Source organism: Microbacterium suaedae (genome assembly GCF_003254645.1).
GTDB lineage: Bacteria > Actinomycetota > Actinomycetes > Actinomycetales > Microbacteriaceae > Microbacterium > Microbacterium suaedae.
The window spans coordinates 280,556-304,015 of sequence record NZ_PNFD01000001.1 but is presented as its reverse complement, the minus strand read 5'-3'; the positions used below and the strand labels follow the sequence as shown (position 1 = coordinate 304,015).

Sequence of the window (23,460 nt, the reverse complement as noted above, 5' to 3'; positions counted from 1 at the left end):
TCCTTACGAACGCGCGCCGAGCAGGTGCTCGGTCGCGAGCTGCTGCAGGCGGACGAAGCCGAATCCCTTGCCGCCCAGGTAGGCGTTCGCATCGAAGTCCTCGAACGCCGAGCGGTCGGCGAGCAGGTCGTCGTAGCTCTCGCCCGCGCCGAGGGTCGGAGTCCGCAGCTCGGCGACCTGCGCGGCCGCGAGCGCCTCCTGCACCTCGGGGTCTGCGCGGAAGGCCTGCGCGCGCTCCTTGAGCAGGAGGTAGGTGCGCATGTTCGCGGCGGCCGAATCCCACACGCCCGTCTCGTCCTCGGTGCGGCTGGGCTTGTAGTCGAAGTGGCGCGGGCCGGTGTAGGCCTGGCCGCCGCCCGGCGCTCCGTGCTCGAGCAGGTCGACGAGCGAGAACGCGTTGTGCAGATCGCCGTGCCCGAACACGAGATCCTGGTCGTACTTGATGCCGCGCTGGCCGTTGAGATCGATGTGGTAGAGCTTGCCGTGGTACAGCGCCTGCGCGATGCCCGCCGTGAAGTTCAGGCCCGCCATCTGCTCGTGGCCCGTCTCGGGGTTGAGGCCCACGAGCTCGGGGCGCTCGAGCGAGTCGATGAAGGCGAGCGCGTGGCCGAGCGTCGGCAGGAGGATGTCTCCGCGCGGCTCATTCGGCTTCGGCTCGATCGCGAAGCGGATGTCGTAGCCCTTGTCGGTGACGTAGTCGCCGAGGAGGTTCACGGCCTCGCGGTAGCGCTCGAGCGCGGCCTGGATGTCCTTCGCGCTGTCGTACTCGGCGCCCTCGCGGCCGCCCCACATCACGAAGGTCTTCGCACCGAGCTCAGCGGCGAGATCGATGTTGCGCAGCACCTTGCGGAGGGCGAAGCGGCGCACGTCGCGGTCGTTCGAGGTGAAGCCGCCGTCCTTGAAGACGGGCGCGCTGAAGAGGTTCGTCGTGACCATCGGGACGACGAGGCCGGTGTCGGCGAGGGCGCCCTTCAGGCGATCGATCTGCTTCTGGCGCTCGTCATCGGTGGATCCGAACGCGAACAGGTCGTCGTCGTGGAAGGTCAGTCCGTAGGCGCCGAGCTCCGTGAGCTTCTCGACGGCGTGCACGACATCGAGTGCGGGCCGGGTCGGTCCGCCGAACGGATCGGTGCCGTTGTAGCCGATGGTCCAGAGGCCGAAGGAGAACTTGTCGTCCTTGGTGGGGGTGAGGGTCATGAGGGTGCCTTTCCACAGCGTTGGAGAAATGTTGTGAGTGAGAACATAACAGGTGAAGGGCGCGGGCGCAATCGCTGTCCGGGGCGTGGCGGTGCCAAGAAAGAGATGCTTGCGCGGTCGGCGCAGGGCGATGTACTGTCGTGCCGGCGATCATCGAAGCGCTTAAACAATCCTGCGAGACGACGAGGTACGACGTGGTGACCATCAACGACGTGGCGAAGGCCGCCGGCGTCTCGATCAGCTCGGTCTCCTACGCGCTGTCGGGCAAGCGCACCATCTCGGCCGACACAAAGCGGCGCATAGAGCGTGCGATTCGCGAGCTGGGGTATCGCCCGCACGCTGCGGCACGCATGCTCGCGGGGGCGAAGACGAACATCCTTGCGCTCAGTGCGCCCTTGCACGACGACGGTCACCTTCCCACGCACATGCGCTTCATGAGTGCGGTGGTCCAGAGTGCCCGAGAGTACGACTACGACGTGCTGCTGCTCGCGACCGATGATGAGGTCAGCGGCATCCAGCGCGTGGCGACGAGTTCGCTCGTCGACGGCGTCGTCGCCATGAGCGTGTCTGATGACGATGATCGCGTAGGTCTCGTCAGGGATCTCGGTATTCCCGCTTCCTTCATCGGGGTGACGGCGGGCGCTGAGGGCTTGGCCTGTGTCGACCTCGACTTCGTGCAGACCGGATCTCTGGTGATCGATCGGCTGGCCGAGGACGGTCACAGGACGATCGGGATCATTGGGCATCCGCACAGCTATGTGGAGCGCAAGCAGGGCTTCATGACGCGATTTGAAGAGGGGATCGCGGCCGCGACGAGCGCCCGCGGCGTGCGTGTCGTCCGCGAGTGGGCCGATCCCGGGCGTGGAGCAGGGGCGCGGGCCGTCGATGCCCTGATGGACGGACCCGAGAAGATCTCGGCGATCGTGTTCCACAGCAGTGAGCCGGTTGTGGAGGACGCACTCCGTCGGCTCGCTGAGCGTGGCATCGAGGTGCCTCGCGACATGTCTCTCGTCGCCGCGGCCGCCAGCTATGACCCGTCTGGTTTCGACATCCCTCTCAGCGGTGTGACGCTCCCGATCGAGCGCGTGTGCCGCGTCGCCGTGGAATCCGCGCTTGCTGCGCATCGCGGAGAGGGAGCGGAGGATCCGCTGCTGATCGATCCGACCTACGTGGATCGGGGGTCGACGGTGAACGTGAGTGCGTGATGATCGGGCGCCTTGCCGCGCCCATCGTCGAAGCGCTTCGACATTGTCTGTGCGACAACCGAGCGCGCGCAGCATGCGGCAGTCGAGCCGCACCATCTCGGGGCAGGAGCCCCGCTACAAGGAGGTAGAAGATGAACATCCGACGCATCACCGCCGCGACGGCGATCGCGGCCCTCGGCGCCGCCGCGCTCTCCGGCTGCGGTCCGCAGGCGCAAGAATCCGATGGCGTGCTCACGATGTGGCACTACGAGGGATCCAACTCGGCGATGGGAATCGCCTGGGATCGCGCGATCGAGGTCTTCGAGGAAGAGACGGGAGCGACAGTCGAATTCGAAGAACGCAGCTTCGAGCAGATCCGGCAGACCGCGAGCCAGGTGCTCAACTCGGACGAGGCGCCCGATCTGCTCGAATACAACAAGGGGAACGCGACCGCGGGTCTGCTCGCCAGTCAGGGTCTGCTCGCGCCGCTCGACGATGCGGTCGCGGAGCGCGGATGGGACGAGATGCTTGCGCCGTCGCTGCAGACGACCGCCCGCTATGACGACAACGGCGTGATGGGGTCGGGCAGCTGGTTCGGAGTTCCGACCTACGGCGAGTACGTCCAGTTCTACTACAACGAAGAGATGTTCGAGGAGTATGGTCTCGAGGTCCCGACAACGCTCGGCGAGCTCGAGCAGGTGATGCAGGCGTTCCTCGACGAGGGAATCACACCACTTGCCGAAGCCGCCGCCGAATACCCGCTCGGGCAGCTCTGGTATCAGCTCGCGCTGTCGCAGGCCGATCGCCAGTGGGTGAACGATTACCAGATCTACGAGAACCCCGTCGACTTCTCGGGTGCCGAGATCGCGTACGCGACGGATACTCTCGCCGAATGGGTCGATGAGGGCTACGTGTCATCAGACGCGACCGGCCTCACTGCAGAGGACGCCGGCACGGGCTTCATTGGCGGGACATACCCGATGTTCTACTCGGGCAGCTGGTGGTACGGCCGCTTCCTTGACGAGGCCCAGCACGACTGGTCGACCTTCCTGTTCCCGGGTTCGGACATGGCCCCCGGGTCGTCCGGCAATCTCTGGGTCGTGCCGACCGCCTCGGATGACCCTGAGCTGGCGCAGGAGTTCATCGACATCACGCTGCGTCCCGAGATCCAGGCGATCATGGGCGACAACGGCGGTGTTCCCGTCGCAGCCGACGCCGCGGATCTCTCGAACGATTCGAGCGTCGAGCTGATCGAGAACTTCAACACGCTTCTCGACAGGGACGGGCTCGCCTTCTATCCCGACTGGCCCACTCCCACGTTCTATGACGAGCTCAACGCAGGCCTCCAAGGCCTGCTCAACGGCACGCTGTCGCCTACCGAGATGAACGAACAGATCGGCTCCGACTATGAGGCGGGTCTGCCCGCCGGCGTGCGCTGAACGGTCGGTCCCCTATGAGTAGCCCACACGGCGGGTCCTTGGTCCCGTTTCTCTCGGGGCGCAGCTACTGGTGGTATCTGCTGCCCGGAGCGGCACTTCTGACGCTCATCATCCTGGTGCCCCTCGTCTGGAACGTCTATCTGAGCTTCACGGACTACCGCGGGATCATCGCCCCATCATGGGTGGGGCTCGACAACTGGATTGCTCTTGCAGCAGACGAGCGATTCTGGCTGTCGTTCCGCAACAGCATCGCAATGATCCTCGCGATGGTGATCGCGCCGACGGTCTTAGGACTCGTCGTCGCGGCGGCCCTGTTTGACGTCATCGGGAGGAAGTTCGGCGGGCGGATCGCGTCCTTCCTCCGGGCGACGTACTACCTCCCGCAGATCCTGCCGTCCGTGATCGCCGCGATCGTGATCGGCTGGATCCTGCGTCCCGAGAACGGCGCACTCAACACGATCCTCGAAGCCGTCGGCCTCGGGCACCTCGCGAGCAATTGGCTGGGGTCGCCGGACACGGCGCTCATCAGCATCATGGTCGTGCTCGTCTGGATTCAGATCGGCTATCCGGTCGTCATCTTCATGGCGGCGCTTCAGCGGGTCGACCCTGAGCTGTACGAGGCGGCCGAGATCGATGGTGCGGGTTGGCTTCGACGGTTCGCCGCGATCACGATGCCCATGATCCGGCCCGAGGTCTTCGTCGTCGCCCTGACCTGCACGATCGCTGCGCTCAAGGTCTTCGGCCCGGTGTACGCGCTGACGGGCGGTGGGCCGAACTTCGCGACGATCGTGCCGAGTTATTACACCTACAGCCAGTTCTTCCAGAATCAGCAGGTCGGATACGGTGCGGCGATCGCGACGGCCCTCACGATCGTGATCATGCTCGTCTCGATCGTCTTCGTCTGGGCGCAGAACCGCGTCGAGCGGAAGGAGGCCGCGCGATGAGCGCGACGACAGCCATCATCACGGGATCTCCCGCGCGCCGGAATCGGAAGCGGCGCACGATCGGCGACTGGGTCATCCTGGGCGTCGTCGTGCTCGCGGCGGCCGCGGTTGTGTTCCCGTTCTTCGTGATCCTCATCAACGCCTTCAAATCGCCCGCAGACTACGCGTCGGGTGGCCCCCTGCAGCTGCCTTCGGCCATCCACCTCGACGGGGTCGCCGCCTTCTGGGAACGCGTGAATTTCCCACAGAAGCTGTGGAACAGCTTTTTCATCTCAGGCGTTGTCGCCGTCCTGGCGGTCATCGTGTCGGTCATGAACGCCTATGCGATCGGGATCGGTCGTGTCCGGGGCCGGATCCCGCTGATCCTCGTGTTCCTCCTCGCGAACATGCTGCCCCAGGAGGTTCTCCTTTACCCGCTCTACACGATGTTCCGAGCCATCGGGCTCTACGACAATCTCTGGTCGGTCATCATCACGTTCGTCGTGATTCAGAGCGCGTTCGGCACATACCTGCTCGCGAGCGTGTTCGGAACCTTCCCCAAGGAGATCATCGAGGCGGCGGCGCTCGATGGTGCGGGGCGCTGGCGCACTCTGTGGCAGGTCATCGTGCCCGTGAGTCGTCCGACGCTCGGCGTGTTGATGGTGTTCTTCTTCATCTGGACGTGGAACGAGTTCCTGATCCCGCTGACGTTCCTCATCAGCAACGCGAACCAGACGGTTCCCGTCGCGATCAGCGTTCTGCAGGGCGATCGGCTGATGGACGTCACGACGACGAGCGCCTCCGCGCTCCTCGGTCTCCTCCCCACCCTCATCTTCTTCCTCATCTTCCAGCGCACCCTCTCGCGCGGCATCACGGCAGGAGCAGTCAAGTAATGAGATTCACCGATGGATTCTGGCAGATGCGGCCCGGCGTCGAGGCCCTCTACGGTCGGCAGACGCACGACGTCCGCGTCGATGGGCGCACGTTGGTCGCGACGGTGCCCACGAAGTTCATCGAGGGGCGCGGGGACACCCTCAATCGGCCCACGTTGACCGTCACGATCCACTCGCCTCACGAGGGCGTCATCGGCGTGCGCGTCGCCCACCACATGGGGGCGCGGGAGCCGCAGGGCTTCGAGCTGGTCGGTGCGGCGGACTGCGGTGAGGCCACGCTCGACGGTGACGAGGCGCGGCTCACGAGCGGCGCGATCACAGCGGTCGTCCGCCGTGGAGCCGCATGGCGCCTTGAGTTCCGGGAGACCGAGACGGGGCGCCTGCTGACGTCGAGCGGGGACAGGTCGCTCGGATACATGCGTCTCGACGACGATGCCGAGGTGGATACGGGGATCGTCGGCAATGCTCGCGCGGGCACCCCGCGCCCACGCCACGACACGTACCTCCACGAGCAGCTCGAGCTCGGTGTCGGAGAACTGGTCTATGGCCTCGGCGAGCGATTCGGCCCGTTCGTGAAGAACGGCCAGTCGGTTGAGATCTGGAACGCCGACGGCGGTACCTCGAGTGAGCAGGCGTACAAGAACGTGCCCTTTTATCTCACCAATCACGGCTACGGCGTGCTCGTCAACGACACGGGGCACGTGTCGTACGAGATCGGCTCGGAGGCGGTGGAGCGCGTGCAGTTCTCGGTGCCGGGGGAGAAGCTCGAGTACTTCGTCGTCGCGGGGCCCACGCCGGCCGAGGTGCTGGGCCGCTACACCTCGCTGACGGGTCGCCCTCCGGAGGTGCCTGCGTGGTCGTACGGCCTCTGGCTGTCGACGAGCTTCACGACCGATTACGACGAGCAGACCGTGAACTCGTTCATCGACGGAATGCGCGATCGCGAGATCCCGCTCGATGTGTTCCACTTCGACTGCTTCTGGATGCGCGAGTTCCACTGGTGCGACTTCGAATGGGATCCGCGCGTCTTCCCGGATCCGGAGGGGATGCTTGCCCGGCTGCACGACCGGGGCCTGCGCGTGAGCGCGTGGGTCAACCCGTACATCGGGCAGAGCTCGAAGCTGTTCCGCGAGGGGGCCGACGCCGGGTACTTCGTCACGCGCGCCGACGGGTCGGTCTGGCAGTGGGACATGTGGCAGGCGGGCATGGCGCTCGTCGACTTCACGAACCCCGACGCAACCCGCTGGTATCAGGATCACCTGCGGCGACTCATCGGACAGGGCGTCGACTGCTTCAAGACCGACTTCGGCGAGCGGATCCCCACCGACGTCGTGTACTTCGACGGCAGCGATCCGCACGCGATGCACAACCGCTACGCGCAGCTGTACAACGAGGCTGTATTCGAGGTGCTCGAGGAGGCGCACGGCGAAGGAGGCGCCGTCGTGTTCGCCCGCTCGGCGACGGCGGGCGGGCAGCGGATGCCGGTGCACTGGGGCGGCGACAACACGTCGTCGTTCGAGTCGATGGCTGAGACGCTGCGCGGCGGACTCTCGCTCGCGATGAGCGGTTTCGGCTTCTGGAGCCATGACATCGGCGGCTTCGAGGGGATGCCGGACGCGACGGTCTTCACACGCTGGCTCGCGTTCGGGCTGCTCTCGAGCCACAGTCGCCTGCACGGCTCGAGCAGCTATCGCGTGCCGTGGCTGTTCGACGAGGCCGAAGGCCGCGATGAGCGGGATCCCGAGAGCGCCGTCTCGGTCGCGCGCCGATTCGCTCAGCTGAAGGCATCGCTCATGCCCTATCTGTTCGCGGCGGGGCGCGAGGCGCACGAGACGGGCATCCCCGTGATGCGGCCGATGCCGCTCGCCTTCCCCGAGGATCCCACCTGCCGCCATCTCGATCGCCAGTACCTGCTCGGCCCGGATCTGCTCGTCGCGCCCGTGTTCTCGGCCGACGGCGAGGTCGAACTCTATCTGCCTGCCGGGCGCTGGACATCGCTGCTCACGGGGGAGACCGTCGACGGCGGCGCCTGGCGTCTGGAGCGCCACGGCCTCGACAGCCTCCCGCTCTATGTGCGGGAGGGGGCGGTCATCCCGCTCGGCTCGCGCGACGACACGGCCGAGTACGACTACTTCGACGGGCTGCGGCTCCTCGTCGCGCCGGGGAACGAGGAACGGAAGGTCGCGGTCACCTCGCCAGACGGGCGCACGGCACGGATCCGCGTAGCGCAGGATGGCGGAGGGATCACCGCCGAAAGCGACGACCTCGATACGTTCGTGGTCGAGACCTTCGACGGCCGGAGCGCGCTCGCGACGGGCGGACGGGCCGAACTCGGCGGGACAGAACACGGATGATGAAGACGTACACCACGCAGAAGGGCATTCCCATGACCGACGATCGAAACAGCGTGCCGCAGTTCCCGGCCGGATTCGTCATCGGATCCGCGACGGCCTCCTATCAGGTCGAGGGCGCGGCCGCCGAGGGCGGCCGGACGCCGTCGATCTGGGACACCTTCAGCCACACCCCGGGGCGCACGTGGAACGGCGACACGGGCGACATCGCCTGCGACCACTACCACCTGCTCGAGAACGATCTGGACCTCATGGCGCGCCTCGGTCTCGAGGCGTACCGCTTCTCGATCTCGTGGTCGCGGATATTGCCGAACGCGGGATCCGGTGTGAACCCCGAGGGTGTCGACTTCTATTCGCGTCTCGTCGACGGTCTTCTCGCACGCGGCATTCGTCCGATCGCGACGCTCTATCACTGGGACCTTCCCCAGGAGCTCGAGGACGCGGGCGGCTGGCCGAATCGCGACACCGCGCAGCGGTTCGCGGAGTACGCGGGGCGAACGGCCGAGGCGCTCGGCGACCGCGTGCACACGTGGACGACGCTCAACGAGCCGTGGTGCGCCGCCTACCTCGGCTACGGATCCGGGGCGCATGCGCCCGGTCGCACGGACGGCGCCGATGCGCTCGCCGCCGTGCACCACCTGAACCTCGCCCACGGTCTGGCGGTGCCGGAGATCCGACGCGCGGCGACGAACGATCCCGATGTGTCGGTCACGCTGAACTTCCACGTCGCACGAGGAGAGGCCGAGGCCGTGCGAGGTGTCGACGCCCTCGCGAATCGTGCCTTCACGAGCCCGATGCTCCGCGGCCGCTACGACGACGACCTGCTCGCACTGACGGCGGGCGTCACGGACTGGTCGTTCGTCGAGGACGGCGACCTCGAGCGCATCCACCAGCCGCTCGACGTGCTTGGCGTCAACTACTACTCGACCGTGACGGTGCGCACCTGGGACGGGTCGGCGGAGAAGGTTCGAAACGACGGACACAAGGACGTCGGGGGATCCCCGTGGCCGGGCCTCGACGACGTCGAGTTTCTGCCGCAGGACGGGCCGTTCACCGACATGGGATGGAACATCGCGCCCGACGGTCTCGAGGATCTCCTCGTCTCGCTGTCGGAGCAGTTCCCCGAGCAGCCGCTCATGATCACCGAGAACGGGGCGGCGTTCCCCGACACGGTGACAGACACGGCCGATGGCCCTCGGGTGCACGATCCTGACCGCACCGACTATCTCGCGCGGCATTTCGCCGCCGCTCGCCGGGCGATGGATCGTGGCGTCGACCTGCGCGGTTACCTCGTCTGGTCGCTCCTCGACAACTTCGAGTGGGGATACGGGTTCTCGAAGAGGTTCGGGATCGTGCGCGTCGACTACGACTCGCGTGAGCGCATCGTCAAGGACAGCGCGCTCTGGCTGTCGGATGTGATCGCTCGCCAGGAGGCCTGAGCCCGGGGGCGGTGCCTCAGCCGCGCGGCGGCGCCGTCGATCCGCGCACGACGAGGTCGGCCGACATGCGGATGTGCGTCGGCTCGGCCTCGCCCTCGATCATCCGCACGAGCAGATCGACGGCGGAACGGCCCATTGCCGCGAGCGGCTGGCGCACCGTCGTGAGGGGTGGCGTCGTCGCGGCCGCCTCGGGAACGTCGTCGAAGCCGACGAGCGAGAGATCCTCGGGCACCCTGATTCCGCGTTCGTCCGCCACCTGCATCGTGCCGATTGCCGACAGGTCGTTCGCGGCGAAGATCGCGGTCGGCGGCGTCTCGAGATTGAGCAGCGCGGCGGCGCCCGCGGCCGCCTCCGCGGGGCGGTACCCGCCCTCGGCGACGAGCGAGGGATCCTCCTCGATACCCGCCGCGCGCAGGGCCTCGCGATATCCCTGCTCCCGGAGGCGCGCCGATTCGAGGTCGTCGCGCCCGCGCAGGTGCGCGATGCGGCGATGCCCGAGCGAGATGAGGTGCTCCGTCGCCTCGCGTGCGCCGCGGAGATTGTCGGTGTCGACGGTCGCGGGGCTCGCGGGGCCCGTATGAGGGTCGATCGCGACGATCGGCATGCTCGTCTCGGGCAGCCGGACGGTCGGCGTCACGACGACGGCCCCGTCGATGAGCGTGCCGCCGAGGCGCGAGAGCGATCGGCTCTCCCATCCGAGATGGGATCCGCTCGACACAGCGCCGGCATAGGCGAGGACGTCGTATTCGGTGTCGGTCAGCGCCTCCGAGACGCCGTGCAGAAGCTGCAGGGCGAATGGCTCGAACTCGGCGACGAGCACGCCGATGACGTGAGTGCGACTGCGGCGCATCGACGTCGCGACGAGCGAACTGGCGTACCCGAGCTGGTTGACGATCTCGAGAACGTGCTCGCTCGTGGAAGCGGCGACGCCGTCGCGGCCGTTGATGACCTTCGACACGGTCGCGACGGAGACGCCGGCGGCGCGCGCGACATCGGTGATGGTCGTGCGGCCGCGTGCGGCCGTGGGCGTTCTGCTCATGGTGCTCCTACGGTATCCCCGCCTCAGGCCGGATCCTGTCGATCGTCTTCGGCGGTGTCGCGTCGTGGAACGAAAACGTTATCGATAACGTTTGACATCCGTTCAGGATCCTGCCAGAGTCGGTGTCGCGCCGGGCAGAACACGCCCGGAGAAGAGGCGAGAGCCACTCAATGAGGAGAGACGCCATGACGTTGCGTAAGACATGGGCAGCCGCTGCGACCGTCGCCGCCGCGAGCCTCGCGCTCGCGGGGTGCTCGGACGGATCCGGAGGATCGGACGAGAACACGCTCGAGTTCTGGCAGAACTCGACCACGGGTGCCGGGGTGGAGTACTGGGACGAGGTCGCGGCCGCCTTCGAGGAAGAGACCGGAACGGCCGTCGCCGTCACCTCGATCCAGAACGAGGACATGGACGGCAAGCTGCAGACCGCCGCGAACTCGGGCGACATGCCCGACGTCTTCATGGCGCGCGGCGGCGGCAAGCTCGCCGACATGGTCGATGCGGGCGTCGTCAAGGACATCGGCGACCTCATCTCCGACGACGTCAAGGCGTCGTACGGCGAGGCGCCGTTCAGCGCCTTCACGATCGAGGGATCCGTGTACGGACTTCCCATCTCCGTTCTGCCGGAGGGGATCTTCTACAGTCAGGATCTCTTCGCCGAGGCGGGCATCGACGAAACTCCGACGACGTTCGACGAGCTGAACGAAGCGGTGGATGCCCTCAAGGCGGCCGAGATCCAGCCGATCGCCCTCGGCGCCAAGGCCGCGTGGCCCGCCGCGCACTGGTACTACTCGTTCGCGCTCCGCGCCTGCGGCCAGGAGACGCTCGAGAACGTCGCCGCGAACGTCGACTTCAGCGACGGCTGCTGGCTCGAGGCCGCCGAAGACCTGCAGGAGTTCTCCGCGACCGAGCCCTTCAACGAGGGATTCCTCACGACCGACGCGCAGGAGGGAGCCGGATCCTCGGCGGGCCTCCTCGCCAATCACAAGGCCGCGATGGAGCTCATGGGCGGCTGGAACGTCGGCGTCATCGCCGACCTGACGCCGGAGGGCGAGCCCCTCGCCGACCTGGGGTGGTTCCCGCTCCCCGCGACCGACTCGGGTGAAGGCGAACCGACGGCGATGATGGGCGGCGTCGACGGCTTCTCCTGCTCGCAGGATTCGCCCGATGCCTGCGTGGACTTCCTCAACTTCATCGCGCAGCCGGAATGGCAGAAGAAGTACGTCGATGCGTTCAACGCGATCCCCGTCGCGCAGGAGGCGCAGGAGGCCGTGACCGACCCCGTTCTCACGTCGATCATGGAGTCGTACAACGAAGCCGCATACATCGTGCTGTGGCTCGACACCTCGCTCGGGCAGAACGTTGGCAACGCGCTCAACACGGCCGTCGTCGAGATGCTGGCCGGCAGCGGAACGCCCGAGAATCTCGTCGAGTCTGCGACGCAGGCCGCGGCTCGCGGCTGAGGAGGCCGAGAGTGACCTCCCCCGCAACCTACGCGGTGCGCACATCGGAGGAACCCGCCGGGGTCGACGCCGTGTCGTCGGCCCCGGCGCCCCCGCGGCGACGCCGCCCCGACTGGCGTAAGCGCGGCGAGATCGCGCTGATGGCGGGCCCCGCCATCGTCGTCTTCGTGACCTTCGTCATCTTCCCCGTGGCGATGGCGGCGTTCTACGGGTTCTTCCGTTGGAAGGGCTTCGGCTTCCCCGACGACTTCGTCGGACTCGAGAACTACCTCCTGATCCTGCAGGATCAGACGTTCCGTGACGCCGTGCTCCACAACTTCTTCATCGTCATCGCCTCGCTCATCCTGCAGGGGCCGCTCGCGATCCTCTTCGCGCTGCTGATGAATCAGAAGATGCGCGGACGCACCCTCATCCGCGTTCTCATCTTCGTGCCGTACGTGATCTCGGAGGTCGTCGTCGGCACCGGATGGTCGCTCATGCTGCAGGACGCGGGCGCCGTGAACTCGATGCTCGAGAAGCTCGGGCTCGAGTGGATGCAGCAGTCGTGGCTCGCCGATCCGAGCGTGGCGATGGGCACGCTGATGGTCATCATCACGTGGAAGTACATCGGCTTCGCCGTGATCCTGATGCTCGCGGGACTGCAGTCGATTCCCGACGAGCTCTACGAGGCGGCGGCGATCGACGGCGCGGGCTTCTGGAAGACGCAGCTGCACATCACCCTGCCGCTGCTCGGCCCGACGATCCGCATCTGGGCGTTCCTGTCGATGATCGGCGCCCTGCAGCTGTTCGACCTCGTCAACATCATCTGGGGGCAGTACATCGCCGCCACCGCAGGCACCTCGACGATGGCGACCTATATGTATCAGAACGGCCACCTCGCCGGGAACTACGGCTTCGGCAACGCGGTCGCCGTGCTGCTGTTCCTCATCTCGCTCGTCATCGCGCTCGTCTACCAGCGCTACGTCCTGCGACGGGACACGGCCGGCGCCGTCACGGGCCCGAGCGGAAGGAAGACGAAATGACCGCCACCTCGGTCGCCATCCGCGCCGTGAAGCGCGATGGCACGCCCCGCCGCCCGAAGCGCGCGTGGGGGAACCCCTGGACCTATCTGCTCGCGACGATCCTCGTCGCCATCTGCATCGGTCCCGTCCTGTACATCATCATCGGCGGATTCCGGTCGAACGCGCAGATCACGGAGGACCCCTCCGGGTTCCCGTCCCCGTGGGTTCTCACCAACTATGCCGAGGTGCTCGCGAGCAGCGAGTTCTGGGTCGCCATGGGCAATTCGACGATCTCGGCCGTCGGCACGACGGCGGGCGCCGTCGTGCTCGGTGTCATGGCGAGCTATGTCATCGCCCGCTACGACTTCATCGGCAAGGGGGCGATGTACTCCCTGTTCGCGGCCGGACTCATGTTCCCCGTCACGGTCGCGATCACGCCGCTGTACCTGCTCGTGCGCAATCTCGGGCTCGTGAACAACCTCGCGGGCATCATCCTGCCGCAGATCGCCTTCGCGCTCCCCACGACGATCATCATCCTCGTGCCGTTCCTCCGGGCCATTCCGAAGGAGCTCGAGGAGGCGGCGTCGATCGACGGCACGGGCCGCCTCGGCTTCTTCTGGCGCATGGTCGTGCCGCTGAGCCTCCCGGGCGTCGTCACGGTGGGGATCCTGGCGTTCGTCACGACATGGAACGCGTACATGCTGCCGCTGTTCATCCTCAACGACTCGCACCTGTTCACCCTGCCGCTCGGAGTGCAGAGCTTCGCCTCGCAGTATTCGGTCGACACTGCTCGCGTGCTCGCGTACACCTCGCTGTCGATGGTGCCCGCGCTGATCTTCTTCAGCCTCTTCGAGAAGCGAATCGTCGGCGGACTGCAGGGAGCGGTGAAGGGATGACGACGGTGGCGAGCCCGAGACCTATCAGAGAGAAGGACCAGACGATGACGAGCCTCGAGACGGTCGACGTGGCCGCGATGCCGATGGTGTCCGAGCGCGTGCGGGGGATCCTGGATGCGATGAGCCTGGAGGAGAAGGCCGCACAGATCGTCGGATACTGGCTGGATCAGGGCGGAGAGGTCGTCGCCCCGATGGCCGACGAGATGGCCACGAGCGACGCCCGCCATACCCTCACCGAGATCACACGGCACGGAATTGGTCACTACACGCGCGTATACGGCACGCGTCCCGTCGAGCCGGCGCAGCGCGCGGAGTGGCTGCGCGACGAGCAGCGGCGTCTCGTGCGCGAGACGCGTCTCGGGATCCCCGCGCTCGTGCACGAGGAGTGCCTGACGGGACTCGCGGCGTGGAAGGCGGCGACCTTCCCGACACCTCTCGCGTGGGGCGCCTCGTTCGATCCCGAGCTCGTCGAGGAGATGGCGGCCTCGATCGGCGACTCGATGCGAGAGCTCGGCGTCCACCAGGGCCTCGCGCCCGTGCTCGACGTGGCCCGTGATCCTCGTTGGGGGCGTGTCGACGAGTGCATCGCAGAGGATCCGTACGTCGTCGGCACGATCGGCACCGCCTTCGTCCGCGGCATGCAGAGCTCAGGCGTCCACGCGACGCTCAAGCACTTCCTCGGATACTCCGGATCGCAGGCCGGGCGCAATCATGCGCCCGTGCATGCGGGGCCGCGCGAGATCGCCGACGTCTACGTACCGCCCTTCGAGATGGCGATCCGAGACGGTGGCGCGCGCAGCGTCATGAACAGCTACACCGAGATCGACGGCCTCCCCGTTGCTTCACAGCCCGAGCTGATGACGAAGCTCCTGCGGGAGGATCTCGGTTTCGAGGGCGTCGTCGTCGCCGACTACTTCGCCGTCGCGTTCCTCGAGGTCATGCACCGGATCGCCGCCGACCGTGGCGAGGCCGCGCAGTGGGCGCTCGAAGCGGGCATCGACGTCGAGCTCCCGTCGGGAGACGCCTATCTCGCGCCCCTCATCGAGCGGGTGCGCGCGGGGCATCTCGACGAGGCGTTCGTCGATCGGGCGGTTCTGCGCGTGCTCGCGCAGAAGGAGGATCTCGGCTTGCTGGAGCCAGGGGCGTTCGATTCCCCCGCGCCGAGCGAGATCGACCTCGACACGCCTCGCCACCGCGACATCGCTCGCCGCCTCGCGACAGAATCCGTCGTTCTGCTGTCGAACGACGGGGCGCTGCCGCTGGGCTCGACAGCACGTCGCATCGCCGTCATCGGGCCCAACGCCGACCGGCGGGAGGCTCTGCAGGGCTGCTACTCGTTCGCGAACCACGTGCTCGCGCACCACACTGGCCACGAGATCGGCATCGAGATCCCGACGGTCGCGGAGGCGCTCGCCGCGGAGATCCGGGATGCCGAGATCGTCTCCGCGCGCGGCTGCGAAGTCGAGGGCGACGACCGATCCGGGATCGAGGAGGCCGTCCGGGCCGCCTCCGGCGCGGATGTCGCGGTCGTCGTGGTGGGTGACCAGGCGGGCCTGTTCGGGCGCGGATCCGTCGGAGAAGGGAACGACACGGCGTCGCTCGAACTGCCGGGCGTCCAGCGCGAGCTCGTCGAGCGGGTGGCGGCGACGGGGACACCCGTCGTCATGGTGCTGCTCACAGGCCGGCCCTACGCGATCGAATGGGCGCTCGACGGCCCCGCGCCGCGCCCCGATGCGGTGCTGCAGTCGTTCTTCCCGGGCGAGGAGGGCGGGACGGCGATCGCACAGATCCTCGTCGGATCCGCGTCGCCTTCTGGCCGACTGCCCATCAGCCTGCCGCGCGCGGCGGGGGCGCAGCCGTATTCGTACCTGCGTCCGGTCTTGGGCGGGCCCTCGAGCGTCACCTCGACGGATCCCAGCCCCGTGCGGCCCTTCGGCTTCGGGCTCGGGTATGCGACGTTCGCCTATGACGACTTCGCGTGCGACGAGGTCGCCGCCACCGAAGGCGCGTTCGCGGCGTCGGTGACGGTGACGAACACCTCCGAGGTCGCGGGCACGGACGTCGTGCAGCTCTATGCGCGCGACATCGTCGCGTCCGTCACGCGCCCCGTCTCCCAGCTGCTCGGATACGCGCGCGTCGATCTCGCGCCGGGCCAGTCGCGGCGCGTGAGCTTCGATGTGCCGAGCGGGCGACTCGCGTTCTCGGACCGTCGCATGGTGCGCGTCGTCGAGCCGGGCGACGTGGAGGTGTGGATCGGGTCCCACTCCGAGGCGGGCGCGGCGGCTGTCGACGCCGATGAGGCATCAGGCGGCGTCATCAGCAACGAGAAGGCGTCCGAGCGGACGGCGATCGTCGGATCCGCGACTCCTCGTCGTACCGTGCGCCTGACGGGACCGGTTCACGAGGTGCTCGCCGACGATCGTCGCCTCGTCGACGTCCGCATGGCGTGATCCGGACGGACGAGCGGCGCGGATCCCGTCGGCCGACGCGATCCGCGCCGGCCGACGGGCGCATCGTGTGGCGCCGGCGCGCCGCTGAATCCGTGTGACCGGTCGATAGGCTGGACGCTATGCCGATGCGCGGATCCAATGTCGAGGGCGTCAGACGCGCCAATCTCGGAACCGTGCTGCGGCTCGTGCACCACGCGGGGGCGATCTCGCGCGCGGCGCTCACGCAGCAGACGGGGCTGAACCGCTCGACGATCGCGGATCTCGTCGTCACGCTCGCGAGCAACGACCTCGTCTCGGAGCGCGAGCCGGATCCCACACGGCGGGTCGGTCGGCCCTCGCCCGTCGTCGTGCCGTCGCCCGACATCGTCGCACTCGCGGTGAACCCCGAGGTCGACGCGCTCGAGATCGGCGCCGTCTCGCTCGGCGGATCCGTGCGCCTGCGGGTGCGCGAGGAGGTCACGCGACTGCTCACGCCCGACGAAACCGCGTCGCGAGTCGCCGCGGTCGTCGACGAATGGCGATCCGGCCCGCTGCGCGGGGCGCGCATCGTCGGTGTGGGCGCCGCCGTCCCCGGTCTCGTCCGGGCGTCCGACGGAATCGTGCGGAACGCGCCCCACCTCCGGTGGCACGACGTCGATTTTGCCCGTGCGCTCGCGGACGCGACCGGGCTCGACGCGACGGTCGGCAACGACGCCTCGCTCGGCGCGATCGCGGAGTGGCTGTTCGGGGCGGCGAACGAGCACCAGGACGTCGTCTACCTCAACGGCGGTGCGAGCGGGATCGGCGGCGGCGTGATCCTCCGAGGCGTGAGCGTCTCGGGAGCAGGCGGCTATGCGGGGGAGTGGGGGCAGAACCAGCCGAGCCTCGGCGTCGACGGCGATCGGCGCGTGCCGGGCGGCGTGCTCGAGGACGAGGTCAACCGCGGCCGACTGCTCGCGGTCGTCGGGCTGTCGGGCGGCGACGACGCGGTTCTCGCGGGCGCGCTCGGCTCGGCGCGCGACCAGGCGGCCGACGAGGTCGCGCGGCAGCGGCGGATCCTGCAGGCGACGCTCGCGAACGCCGCCAACGTGCTCAATCCGTCGATGATCGTGCTCGGCGGGTTTCTCGCGGCGCTCCGGGGCGTTGCGCCGGGGGACTTCGACGAGGCCGTGCGCGGCCAGATGCTCGCGGCCCCTGCCGAGCAGCTCGCCCTGTGCGCGGCGGCGCTCGGCCGCGATCGACTTCTCATCGGTGCGGCCGAGCAGGTGTTCGAACGCCTGGTCGCGGATCCGCTCGCGGGCTGAGCCGCAAGTCCACAAGTCTTCACCGAGTCCGCGGTGATTCGCAGCGGACTCGGTGAAGACTTGTGGACATGGGAGGCTACGGCAGCACGAGCTCGCCGTCGACGCGGCGGGGGATGCCCAGCGGGTTCGCCTCGCGGAGCGCGGGCGGGAGGGCACGCTCCGGGGCTTCCTGATAGGCGACCGGTCGCAGGAAGCGGCGCACCGCGGTGGCGCCGACCGAGGTGTGCTGGCTCGTCGTCGCGGGCCACGGGCCGCCGTGGTGCTGCGCCCAGCTCACCGCCACGCCCGTCGGCCACCCCGCGAAGAGCACGCGGCCCGCGAGCTGCTCGAGCGACGCGAGCACGGCCCCGATGTCGTCCTCGTCCTCGGCGTGGAGCGTCGCCGTGAGATTGCCCTCCATGAGAGCGAGGCCACCGAGCAGCTCCTCCTCGTCGGAATACCGCACGAGCAGCGTGAACGGCCCGAAGACCTCCTCGAGGAGCACGTCCGCGTGCGCGGCGAGCGTCGATGCGTCGCATGCCGCGACCAGGGATCCGTCGCCGGCCGCGACGGCGTCGACGCCGGGCACCTCTTCCACGCGCGCCGCTCCCGAGGCGAAGCCGTCGGCGATGCGATCGGTCAGCATCCGGCCCGCGTCGCCGACATGGGCCGCGACCTCGTTCTCGAGCGCGGATCCTCGCGGCACGAACACGACGCCCGGCTTCGTGCAGAACTGGCCGACGCCGAGTTGGAACGACCCCGCGAGGCCCTCCGCGAGCGCCGCGCCGCGGGCTCGGTCGGCGGCCGCCGTGACGACGACGGGATTGAGCGATCCCAGCTCGCCGAAGAAGGGAATGGGCGCGGGGCGCGCCGCGACGGCATCGTGGATCGCCCGCCCGCCCGGGATGGATCCCGTGAAGCCGACGGCCGTGATCGCGGGATGCTCAGCGAGGGCGACGCCCGCTTCGCGGCCGCCCACGAGACCGAGGATCCCGTCGGGCGCTCCCGCCTCCCGCAGCGCCTGCTCGAGGATCTTGAAGACGCGCCGGGAGAGAGCCGGGTGGCCCGAGTGCGCCTTGACGACGACCGGGCAGCCGACCGCCAGGGCCGACGCCGTGTCGCCGCCCGCGACCGAGAAGGCGAAGGGGAAGTTCGAGGCCGCGAACACGGCGACCGGGCCGAGAGGGCGCAGCACGCGCCGCAGATCCGGGATCGGCGGGACCGTGTCAGGGTTCGGATGGTCGATCGTCGCCTCGAGATAGGAGCCCTCCGTGACGACGTCGGCGAACAGGCGCAGCTGATTCGTCGTGCGCTTCAATTCACCCGGCAGGCGCGGCGATCCCAGGTGCGTCTCGTCGTCGGCGATCGCGACGAGCTCGTCGGTCGCAGCGTCGAGCGCGTCGGCTCCCGCCCGCAGCCAGGAGGCGCGCTCGGCGTCGTCGGCTTGGCGGGCCTGCGGGAAGGCGCGGGCGGCGCGCTGGCACAGCTCGTCGACGTGTTCCGGGGTCGTGGAAGTCATAGGTCCATCCTTGTCGCGGGTGCAGGGTCGAAGGGGGCGGATCAGGTGAATCGGATCCCGAGTCCGAGCGCGGGGCCGCCGCGCGCCGTGCCGTGCTCGATCGCGAGCCCTGTCGGCTCGGCGAGGGCGCCCAGCTGTGCGAAGCCCGCGTCCTCGACGTCCTCGACCCACGTCTCCTCGGGGAGGCAGTACGCGAGCTGCGACGAGAGCTCGGGAAGGAGGTGCGGGGCGAGGCCGACGCCGCGGTCGCGGGCGAGAACCGCGATCTCGAGGAACGGCGTGATGCCGCCGACGCGCACGATGTTCGGCTGGACGATGTCGACGGCGCCCCGGTCGATCGCGTCACGGAACTGGTGGATCGTGTGGCGGTTCTCGCCGAGGGCGATCGGCACGTCGATGCGGCGCCGCAGCTCGGCGTGCCCGGCGATGTCGTCGGCGCGCAGAGGCTCCTCGATCCAGTCCGGCGCGAACGCGGCGAGCCGTTCCATGGCACTTGTCGCGGCGTCGAGGTCCCAGCGCTGATTCGCGTCGATCATGAGCTTCCTGTCGTCGCCGAGAACCTCGCGCACTGCGGCGACGCGCGCGACGTCGCGCCCGGGATCGGGGCTGCCGACCTTGATCTTGACGGCGCGGAATCCCTGCTCGACCCAGCGCGTGACCTGCGCGACGAGTTCGTCCTGCGAATAGTGCAGGTTCACGCCGCTGCCATAGGCGGGGAGCTCGCCTCGTCGACGGCCGATGAGGTCGGTCACGCTCGTGGCCGAGCGGCGGGCGCGGAGGTCCCACAGCGCGAGATCCAGACCCGCGAGGGCGATCGTCGTGATGCCGCCGGATCCCGCCTCGTGCAGATGCGCCCAGGCGTCGTGCCAGATAGCAGGATCCGCCTCTCGGTCGCGCGCGAAATCGGCGATGTCGTGGGCGAGCATCGCCTCGACGGCGTGCGCGCCGATCGTCGGAGTCCAGCTGAAGCCGTGCCCCACGCCGCCGTCGGAGTCGTGGACGTCGACGGCGATCACGTGCATTTCGCGCACGGACTCGCCCCACGGCCGCGCAAGGGGGATCGTGAGGAGTCGCGTGTCGAGCGACGTGATGACGGCATCCGTCATGCGGCGAGCTCCTCCCCGCGTGCGAGGATGCGGGCGAGACGCTCGGTCTGCTCGGGTGACGGATCGACGAGCGGGGCCCGGACCGGTCCGACGGGGATCCCGCCGAGGCGCACGCCGGCCTTGACGAGCGAGACCGCGAAGCCGGGCACCTCGTCGCGGAGTGCGACGAGCGGTGTGAAGAATTCGTCGAGGAGGGTGCGGCGGGTCTCGTCGTCGCCTCCGCGAAGGGCCGAGAAGAAGCGCGCCGTGACGGCGGGAGCCATCGCGAAGGCGGCCGAGGAATACATCGGCACGCCGATCGCGGAGTACGCGGCCTGCGTCATCTCGGCGGTGAGCAGTCCGTTGAAGAAGAGGATCCCGCGGCCCGATCGCTCGGCCTCGAGCACGAACTGCTGCGCGACGGCTAGGTCGCCCGCGCCGTCCTTGATCCCGACGACGCGGGGGTTCTGCAGCAGCCGGCGAACCGACTCGGGCGTGAACTGCGCGTTCGCGCGGTGGTAGGCGATGATCGGCAGATCGGTCTCGGCGGCGATCTTCTCGATGTACGCGACGAGGCCTTCCTGGGGTGCGCCGACGAGATACGGCGGCATGACGAGCAGGCCGTCGGCGCCCTCCTCGGCGGCCGTGCGCGCGCACGCCAGGGCGTGTCCGACGGGACCGCCTGCGCCGCCGAGCACGGGAACGGCGCCGTTCGTCGCGGCGACCGACGCGCGCACGGTGGCACGGTAGTCCTCGAGCGAGAGCGCGTGGAACTCACCGGTGCCGCACGCCGCGAACACGGCGCCGGGTCGATCGGCCACGCGATCGGCGACGTGGCGGGCCACGAGCTCCTCGTCGACCCGGTCGCGCTCGTCGAACGCCGTGACGGGGAAGAACAGAACGCGGTCGGGGATCTCGAGAGCGGTCATCGGGTCGCCTCCTGGGGGACGGTCGTTCGGGAGAGCTGCTCGCGCCACAGCCGTGTGGCGCGCCAGCCGAGCAGCCGCTCGGCGCGGTCCGACGAGAAGACGGACTCGGTGCCCGTGAGCTGGTCGGCGAAGGGCGCGAGCGAGGGCAGGTGCGCCCGCACGACATCGGCGGTGTCGCCGTCGGCGAGGGCGTCGGGGGCGCCGACGAAGAAGGTGGATCCGTTCGGCACGTCGCGCGCGCCGGCGATCCAGGCGGCGACGAACTCGCCGGCATCGCGGGCGTCGACGTAGTTGAACAGGGCGACGGCGGACAGAGCGGGATCCGAGATGCGCTCGGCGACGGTATGCCCCTGCTGGGTCGGCGCGCCGCCCCACTCCTCGGGGGCGATCACGTAGCAGGGGCGGAAGACGCCGAAGCGCATCCTGTCGCCATGCTGGCGCACGGCCATCTGCACGATCTCCTCCATCGCCAGCTTCGAGGCGGCGTACCCGTTCCACGGCGCGACGGGATGCTCCTCGTCGAGAGGGAGGGATGCGGGGGACCATCCGCCCGGAGAGCCGTAGCCGATCACGGTGGGGCTCGAGGCGACGAGCATCGCCTCCGTGCCGGACTCGAGCGCGGCCGCGAGAACCGACCAGACGAGCTGCGTGTTGATGCGGAAGATGTCCGGATCCGGCAGCGCGCCGGGCACGGCGATCGCCGCGAGGTGCACGACGGCGGCGGGACGGATCCGGTCGAAGGCCTCGCGGGTCTGCTCGCCGTCGAGCAGATCCACCGAGATCTGCTCGGCCGCGAGGCCCTCGAGCTTCTCGCGGTCGAACGACACGACCTCGTGCCCGGCCGTGGCGAGCGCGGCGACGACGCTGCGCCCCAGGCGACCGGCGCCGCCGGTGACGACGATGCGGCTCATCGCGGGTTCACCGGCGAGCCGAGGGCGTTCGTCGCCGTTCCGAGATCCAGATCGGAGATGCGCACGGGCAGCTCCGTGGCGAGTGATCGATTGCCCGCGATCCCCACGACGACGCTGCGCACTCCGTCGGTCCAGTCGGCCGTGAGCCCGAGAGGGTCCTCGCCCGGACCGCGGAACACGTCGTCGAGCAGCACCTGGTCGCCGCCTCCGTGACCACCCTCGCCCTGAGGGATCGGCACCTCACGGGCGGGCGCGAAGTGGGTCTGCACGACGAGCCGCTCGCTCGCGGGGCGCTCGGCGTCGGCCGATACGAGGTCGGGGCGGGCGCTCGGGTCGACGACCGTGCGGCCGTCTTCGTCGACGAGCACGCTGCCGCGCTCGACCACGGTGAGCTCCGCGCGGCCCTTCGTACCGTTGACCGCGACGGTGTACCCCTCCCACGGCGAGTGGGCGTTGAGCGAGTACGTCATGGTCGCGCCGCGTGCGTAGTCGACGATGAGCGCGAGATTGTCCTCGATCGTGATCCCCTCGTCGAACACGTCGCGGTCACGCTGATAGCCGTCGTGCTCCTCCTGGTCGAAATAGAGGCCCTTGAGCTTCTCGTCGGCCCGCAGATCGAGGCTGAAGGCGTCGGTGCGGGGATCGTCGACGGATCCGCGCGGGGCGCGCTCGCCGAGGCCTCGGCGGCGCGCGTTCTCGGCTCCGTAGAATCGCAGCCCGCCCGACGCGAAGACGCGGGTCGGCACGTCGGCGATCCACCAGTTCACGAGATCGAAGTGGTGGCTCGACTTGTGGATGAGGAGCCCGCCGGAGCTGTCCTTCTCGCGGTGCCAGCGACGGAAGTAGTCGGCGCCGTGGGCGGTGTCGAGCACCCACTCGAAGTGCACGCTCGTGACGTCGCCGATCTCGCCCGAGGCGATGATCCGGCGCAGCTCTGCATTGCGCGGAGAGTAGCGGTAGTTGAAGGTGATGGTGACCTTCCGGCCAGTGCGCTCGGCGGCTTCGGCGATGTCGCGGACGCCCTGCTCGTCGATTGTGAGGGGCTTCTCGACGATCGCGTCGGCGCCGGCCTCGAGCGCCGTGACCACGTGACGTGCGTGCGTGTGGTCGGGGCTCGTGACGACGACCGCGTCGATCTGCTCCTCCCGCACGACGTCCGCGAGATCCGCGACGTCGAAGCGGCGCGGTGAGCCGAGCTGCGGGTGCTCCTGCTGCGACCAGTCGAGGCGGCCGGGGTTCGGGTCGGCCCAGGCGACGAGCCTCCCGGCATCGGCGTGGGTCTCGGCGAGCGCGCCGAGGTACATCTGGGCGCGGGATCCGGTGCCGATGAGGGCGAAGCGGCGGGGGGTCATTGTTCTCCTCGATGAGATGAGAAAGCGGTTTCTCAGATGGTACCGATTGTTGTCCGGAGTGGGGGAGCTGTCAAACCGGACGCGAGGTCGGCAGGGGCGGTGTCCTGTTGGACAGAAACCGGTTTCT

The 23,460-nt window shown here is 68.7% G+C and carries 18 protein-coding genes; 11 read left to right on the top strand and 7 right to left on the bottom strand.

The genetic code is table 11. The annotated features are described in order from the left end of the window. Nucleotides 1-3 precede the first annotated feature (3 nt). Nucleotides 4-1,197, bottom strand: a complete 1,194-nt coding sequence (gene xylA, locus C0012_RS01340) for a xylose isomerase (protein ID WP_110588552.1) — start codon at nt 1,195-1,197, stop codon at nt 4-6. Between the two features lie 197 nt (nt 1,198-1,394). Between xylA and C0012_RS01335 the strand changes: the two genes are divergently transcribed. From C0012_RS01335 to C0012_RS01310, 6 genes are all read left to right on the top strand, one after another. Further along, complete coding sequence (locus tag C0012_RS01335) at nt 1,395-2,402, top strand: LacI family DNA-binding transcriptional regulator (RefSeq protein ID WP_162621812.1); 1,008 nt, start codon at nt 1,395-1,397, stop codon at nt 2,400-2,402. A gap of 131 nt (nt 2,403-2,533) precedes the next feature. After that, nucleotides 2,534-3,820, top strand: coding sequence for an ABC transporter substrate-binding protein (locus C0012_RS01330; protein ID WP_110588554.1), 1,287 nt, complete (start codon nt 2,534-2,536; stop codon nt 3,818-3,820). Nucleotides 3,821-3,834: 14 nt separating this feature from the next. Then, complete coding sequence (locus C0012_RS01325) at nt 3,835-4,764, top strand: carbohydrate ABC transporter permease (RefSeq protein WP_110588555.1); 930 nt, start codon at nt 3,835-3,837, stop codon at nt 4,762-4,764. Next, nucleotides 4,761-5,636: a carbohydrate ABC transporter permease gene (locus C0012_RS01320; protein ID WP_110588556.1), complete on the top strand. Its 876-nt coding sequence runs from the start codon at nt 4,761-4,763 to the stop codon at nt 5,634-5,636. The genes C0012_RS01325 and C0012_RS01320 overlap by 4 nt, the downstream gene beginning before the upstream one ends. Further along, complete coding sequence (gene yicI / locus C0012_RS01315; protein ID WP_110588557.1) at nt 5,636-7,990, top strand: alpha-xylosidase; 2,355 nt, start codon at nt 5,636-5,638, stop codon at nt 7,988-7,990. Before C0012_RS01320 ends, yicI begins: the two co-directional genes overlap by 1 nt. After that, complete coding sequence (locus C0012_RS01310) at nt 7,990-9,426, top strand: GH1 family beta-glucosidase (RefSeq protein ID WP_232527731.1); 1,437 nt, start codon at nt 7,990-7,992, stop codon at nt 9,424-9,426. Before yicI ends, C0012_RS01310 begins: the two co-directional genes overlap by 1 nt. A 16-nt stretch (nt 9,427-9,442) precedes the next feature. Here the strand turns inward: C0012_RS01310 and C0012_RS01305 are convergent, their stop codons facing one another. After that, entirely contained in the window at nt 9,443-10,465 is a 1,023-nt protein-coding gene (locus C0012_RS01305; RefSeq protein ID WP_110588558.1) for a LacI family DNA-binding transcriptional regulator, read from the bottom strand. A 185-nt stretch (nt 10,466-10,650) separates the two neighbouring features. On the opposite strand from C0012_RS01305, the gene C0012_RS01300 reads away from it, so the two are divergent. From C0012_RS01300 to C0012_RS01280, 5 genes are all read left to right on the top strand, one after another. Continuing rightward, complete coding sequence (locus tag C0012_RS01300) at nt 10,651-11,928, top strand: extracellular solute-binding protein (RefSeq protein ID WP_110588559.1); 1,278 nt, start codon at nt 10,651-10,653, stop codon at nt 11,926-11,928. Nucleotides 11,929-11,939: 11 nt separating this feature from the next. Further along, complete coding sequence (locus C0012_RS01295) at nt 11,940-12,950, top strand: carbohydrate ABC transporter permease (protein ID WP_408631123.1); 1,011 nt, start codon at nt 11,940-11,942, stop codon at nt 12,948-12,950. Further along, the gene (locus tag C0012_RS01290; protein ID WP_110588560.1) at nt 12,947-13,825 is read left to right on the top strand and encodes a carbohydrate ABC transporter permease; all 879 of its coding nucleotides are present in this window, start codon (nt 12,947-12,949) and stop codon (nt 13,823-13,825) included. The genes C0012_RS01295 and C0012_RS01290 overlap by 4 nt, the downstream gene beginning before the upstream one ends. A gap of 44 nt (nt 13,826-13,869) precedes the next feature. Further along, nucleotides 13,870-16,275, top strand: a complete 2,406-nt coding sequence (locus tag C0012_RS01285) for a beta-xylosidase/alpha-l-arabinosidase (protein WP_110588561.1) — start codon at nt 13,870-13,872, stop codon at nt 16,273-16,275. Between the two features lie 119 nt (nt 16,276-16,394). Further along, nucleotides 16,395-17,558 carry an ROK family protein gene (locus C0012_RS01280; protein ID WP_110588562.1) on the top strand — a complete coding sequence of 388 codons (1,164 nt, stop codon included), beginning with the start codon at nt 16,395-16,397 and terminating at the stop codon, nt 17,556-17,558. 76 nt (nt 17,559-17,634) lie between these two features. Here C0012_RS01280 and C0012_RS01275 read toward each other — a convergent pair whose 3' ends face one another. Genes C0012_RS01275 through C0012_RS01255 form a run of 5 tightly spaced genes read right to left on the bottom strand, consistent with a single transcriptional unit; the run spans nt 17,635 to nt 23,333 of the window. Next, the gene (locus tag C0012_RS01275; RefSeq protein ID WP_269777921.1) at nt 17,635-19,098 is read right to left on the bottom strand and encodes an aldehyde dehydrogenase (NADP(+)); all 1,464 of its coding nucleotides are present in this window, start codon (nt 19,096-19,098) and stop codon (nt 17,635-17,637) included. Beyond that, nucleotides 19,098-20,162 carry a mandelate racemase/muconate lactonizing enzyme family protein gene (locus C0012_RS01270; protein WP_110588564.1) on the bottom strand — a complete coding sequence of 355 codons (1,065 nt, stop codon included), beginning with the start codon at nt 20,160-20,162 and terminating at the stop codon, nt 19,098-19,100. Before C0012_RS01270 ends, C0012_RS01275 begins: the two co-directional genes overlap by 1 nt. After that, nucleotides 20,159-21,070, bottom strand: a complete 912-nt coding sequence (locus tag C0012_RS01265) for a 5-dehydro-4-deoxyglucarate dehydratase (protein WP_110588565.1) — start codon at nt 21,068-21,070, stop codon at nt 20,159-20,161. Before C0012_RS01265 ends, C0012_RS01270 begins: the two co-directional genes overlap by 4 nt. Further along, entirely contained in the window at nt 21,067-21,981 is a 915-nt protein-coding gene (locus tag C0012_RS01260) for an NAD-dependent epimerase/dehydratase family protein (protein WP_110588566.1), read from the bottom strand. The genes C0012_RS01265 and C0012_RS01260 overlap by 4 nt, the downstream gene beginning before the upstream one ends. Beyond that, a complete protein-coding gene (locus C0012_RS01255) occupies nt 21,978-23,333 on the bottom strand; it encodes a Gfo/Idh/MocA family protein (protein WP_110588567.1) in 1,356 nt (451 codons plus the stop codon). The genes C0012_RS01260 and C0012_RS01255 overlap by 4 nt, the downstream gene beginning before the upstream one ends. Nucleotides 23,334-23,460: the final 127 nt, after the last annotated feature.

Excerpts from the sequence above, each read along its gene's own strand:
- C0012_RS01285 (WP_110588561.1), top strand. The coding sequence starts at position 13,870 with ATGACGAGCCTCGAGACGGTCGACGTGGCCGCGATGCCGATGGTGTCC.
- xylA (WP_110588552.1), bottom strand. The coding sequence starts at position 1,197 with ATGACCCTCACCCCCACCAAGGACGACAAGTTCTCCTTCGGCCTCTGG.
- C0012_RS01290 (WP_110588560.1), top strand. The coding sequence starts at position 12,947 with ATGACCGCCACCTCGGTCGCCATCCGCGCCGTGAAGCGCGATGGCACG.
- C0012_RS01300 (WP_110588559.1), top strand. The coding sequence starts at position 10,651 with ATGACGTTGCGTAAGACATGGGCAGCCGCTGCGACCGTCGCCGCCGCG.
- C0012_RS01280 (WP_110588562.1), top strand. The coding sequence starts at position 16,395 with ATGCCGATGCGCGGATCCAATGTCGAGGGCGTCAGACGCGCCAATCTC.
- C0012_RS01265 (WP_110588565.1), bottom strand. The coding sequence starts at position 21,070 with ATGACCGCTCTCGAGATCCCCGACCGCGTTCTGTTCTTCCCCGTCACG.
- C0012_RS01325 (WP_110588555.1), top strand. The coding sequence starts at position 3,835 with ATGAGTAGCCCACACGGCGGGTCCTTGGTCCCGTTTCTCTCGGGGCGC.
- C0012_RS01255 (WP_110588567.1), bottom strand. The coding sequence starts at position 23,333 with ATGACCCCCCGCCGCTTCGCCCTCATCGGCACCGGATCCCGCGCCCAG.
- C0012_RS01330 (WP_110588554.1), top strand. The coding sequence starts at position 2,534 with ATGAACATCCGACGCATCACCGCCGCGACGGCGATCGCGGCCCTCGGC.
- C0012_RS01260 (WP_110588566.1), bottom strand. The coding sequence starts at position 21,981 with ATGAGCCGCATCGTCGTCACCGGCGGCGCCGGTCGCCTGGGGCGCAGC.
- C0012_RS01305 (WP_110588558.1), bottom strand. The coding sequence starts at position 10,465 with ATGAGCAGAACGCCCACGGCCGCACGCGGCCGCACGACCATCACCGAT.
- yicI (WP_110588557.1), top strand. The coding sequence starts at position 5,636 with ATGAGATTCACCGATGGATTCTGGCAGATGCGGCCCGGCGTCGAGGCC.
- C0012_RS01310 (WP_232527731.1), top strand. The coding sequence starts at position 7,990 with ATGAAGACGTACACCACGCAGAAGGGCATTCCCATGACCGACGATCGA.
- C0012_RS01270 (WP_110588564.1), bottom strand. The coding sequence starts at position 20,162 with ATGACGGATGCCGTCATCACGTCGCTCGACACGCGACTCCTCACGATC.
- C0012_RS01320 (WP_110588556.1), top strand. The coding sequence starts at position 4,761 with ATGAGCGCGACGACAGCCATCATCACGGGATCTCCCGCGCGCCGGAAT.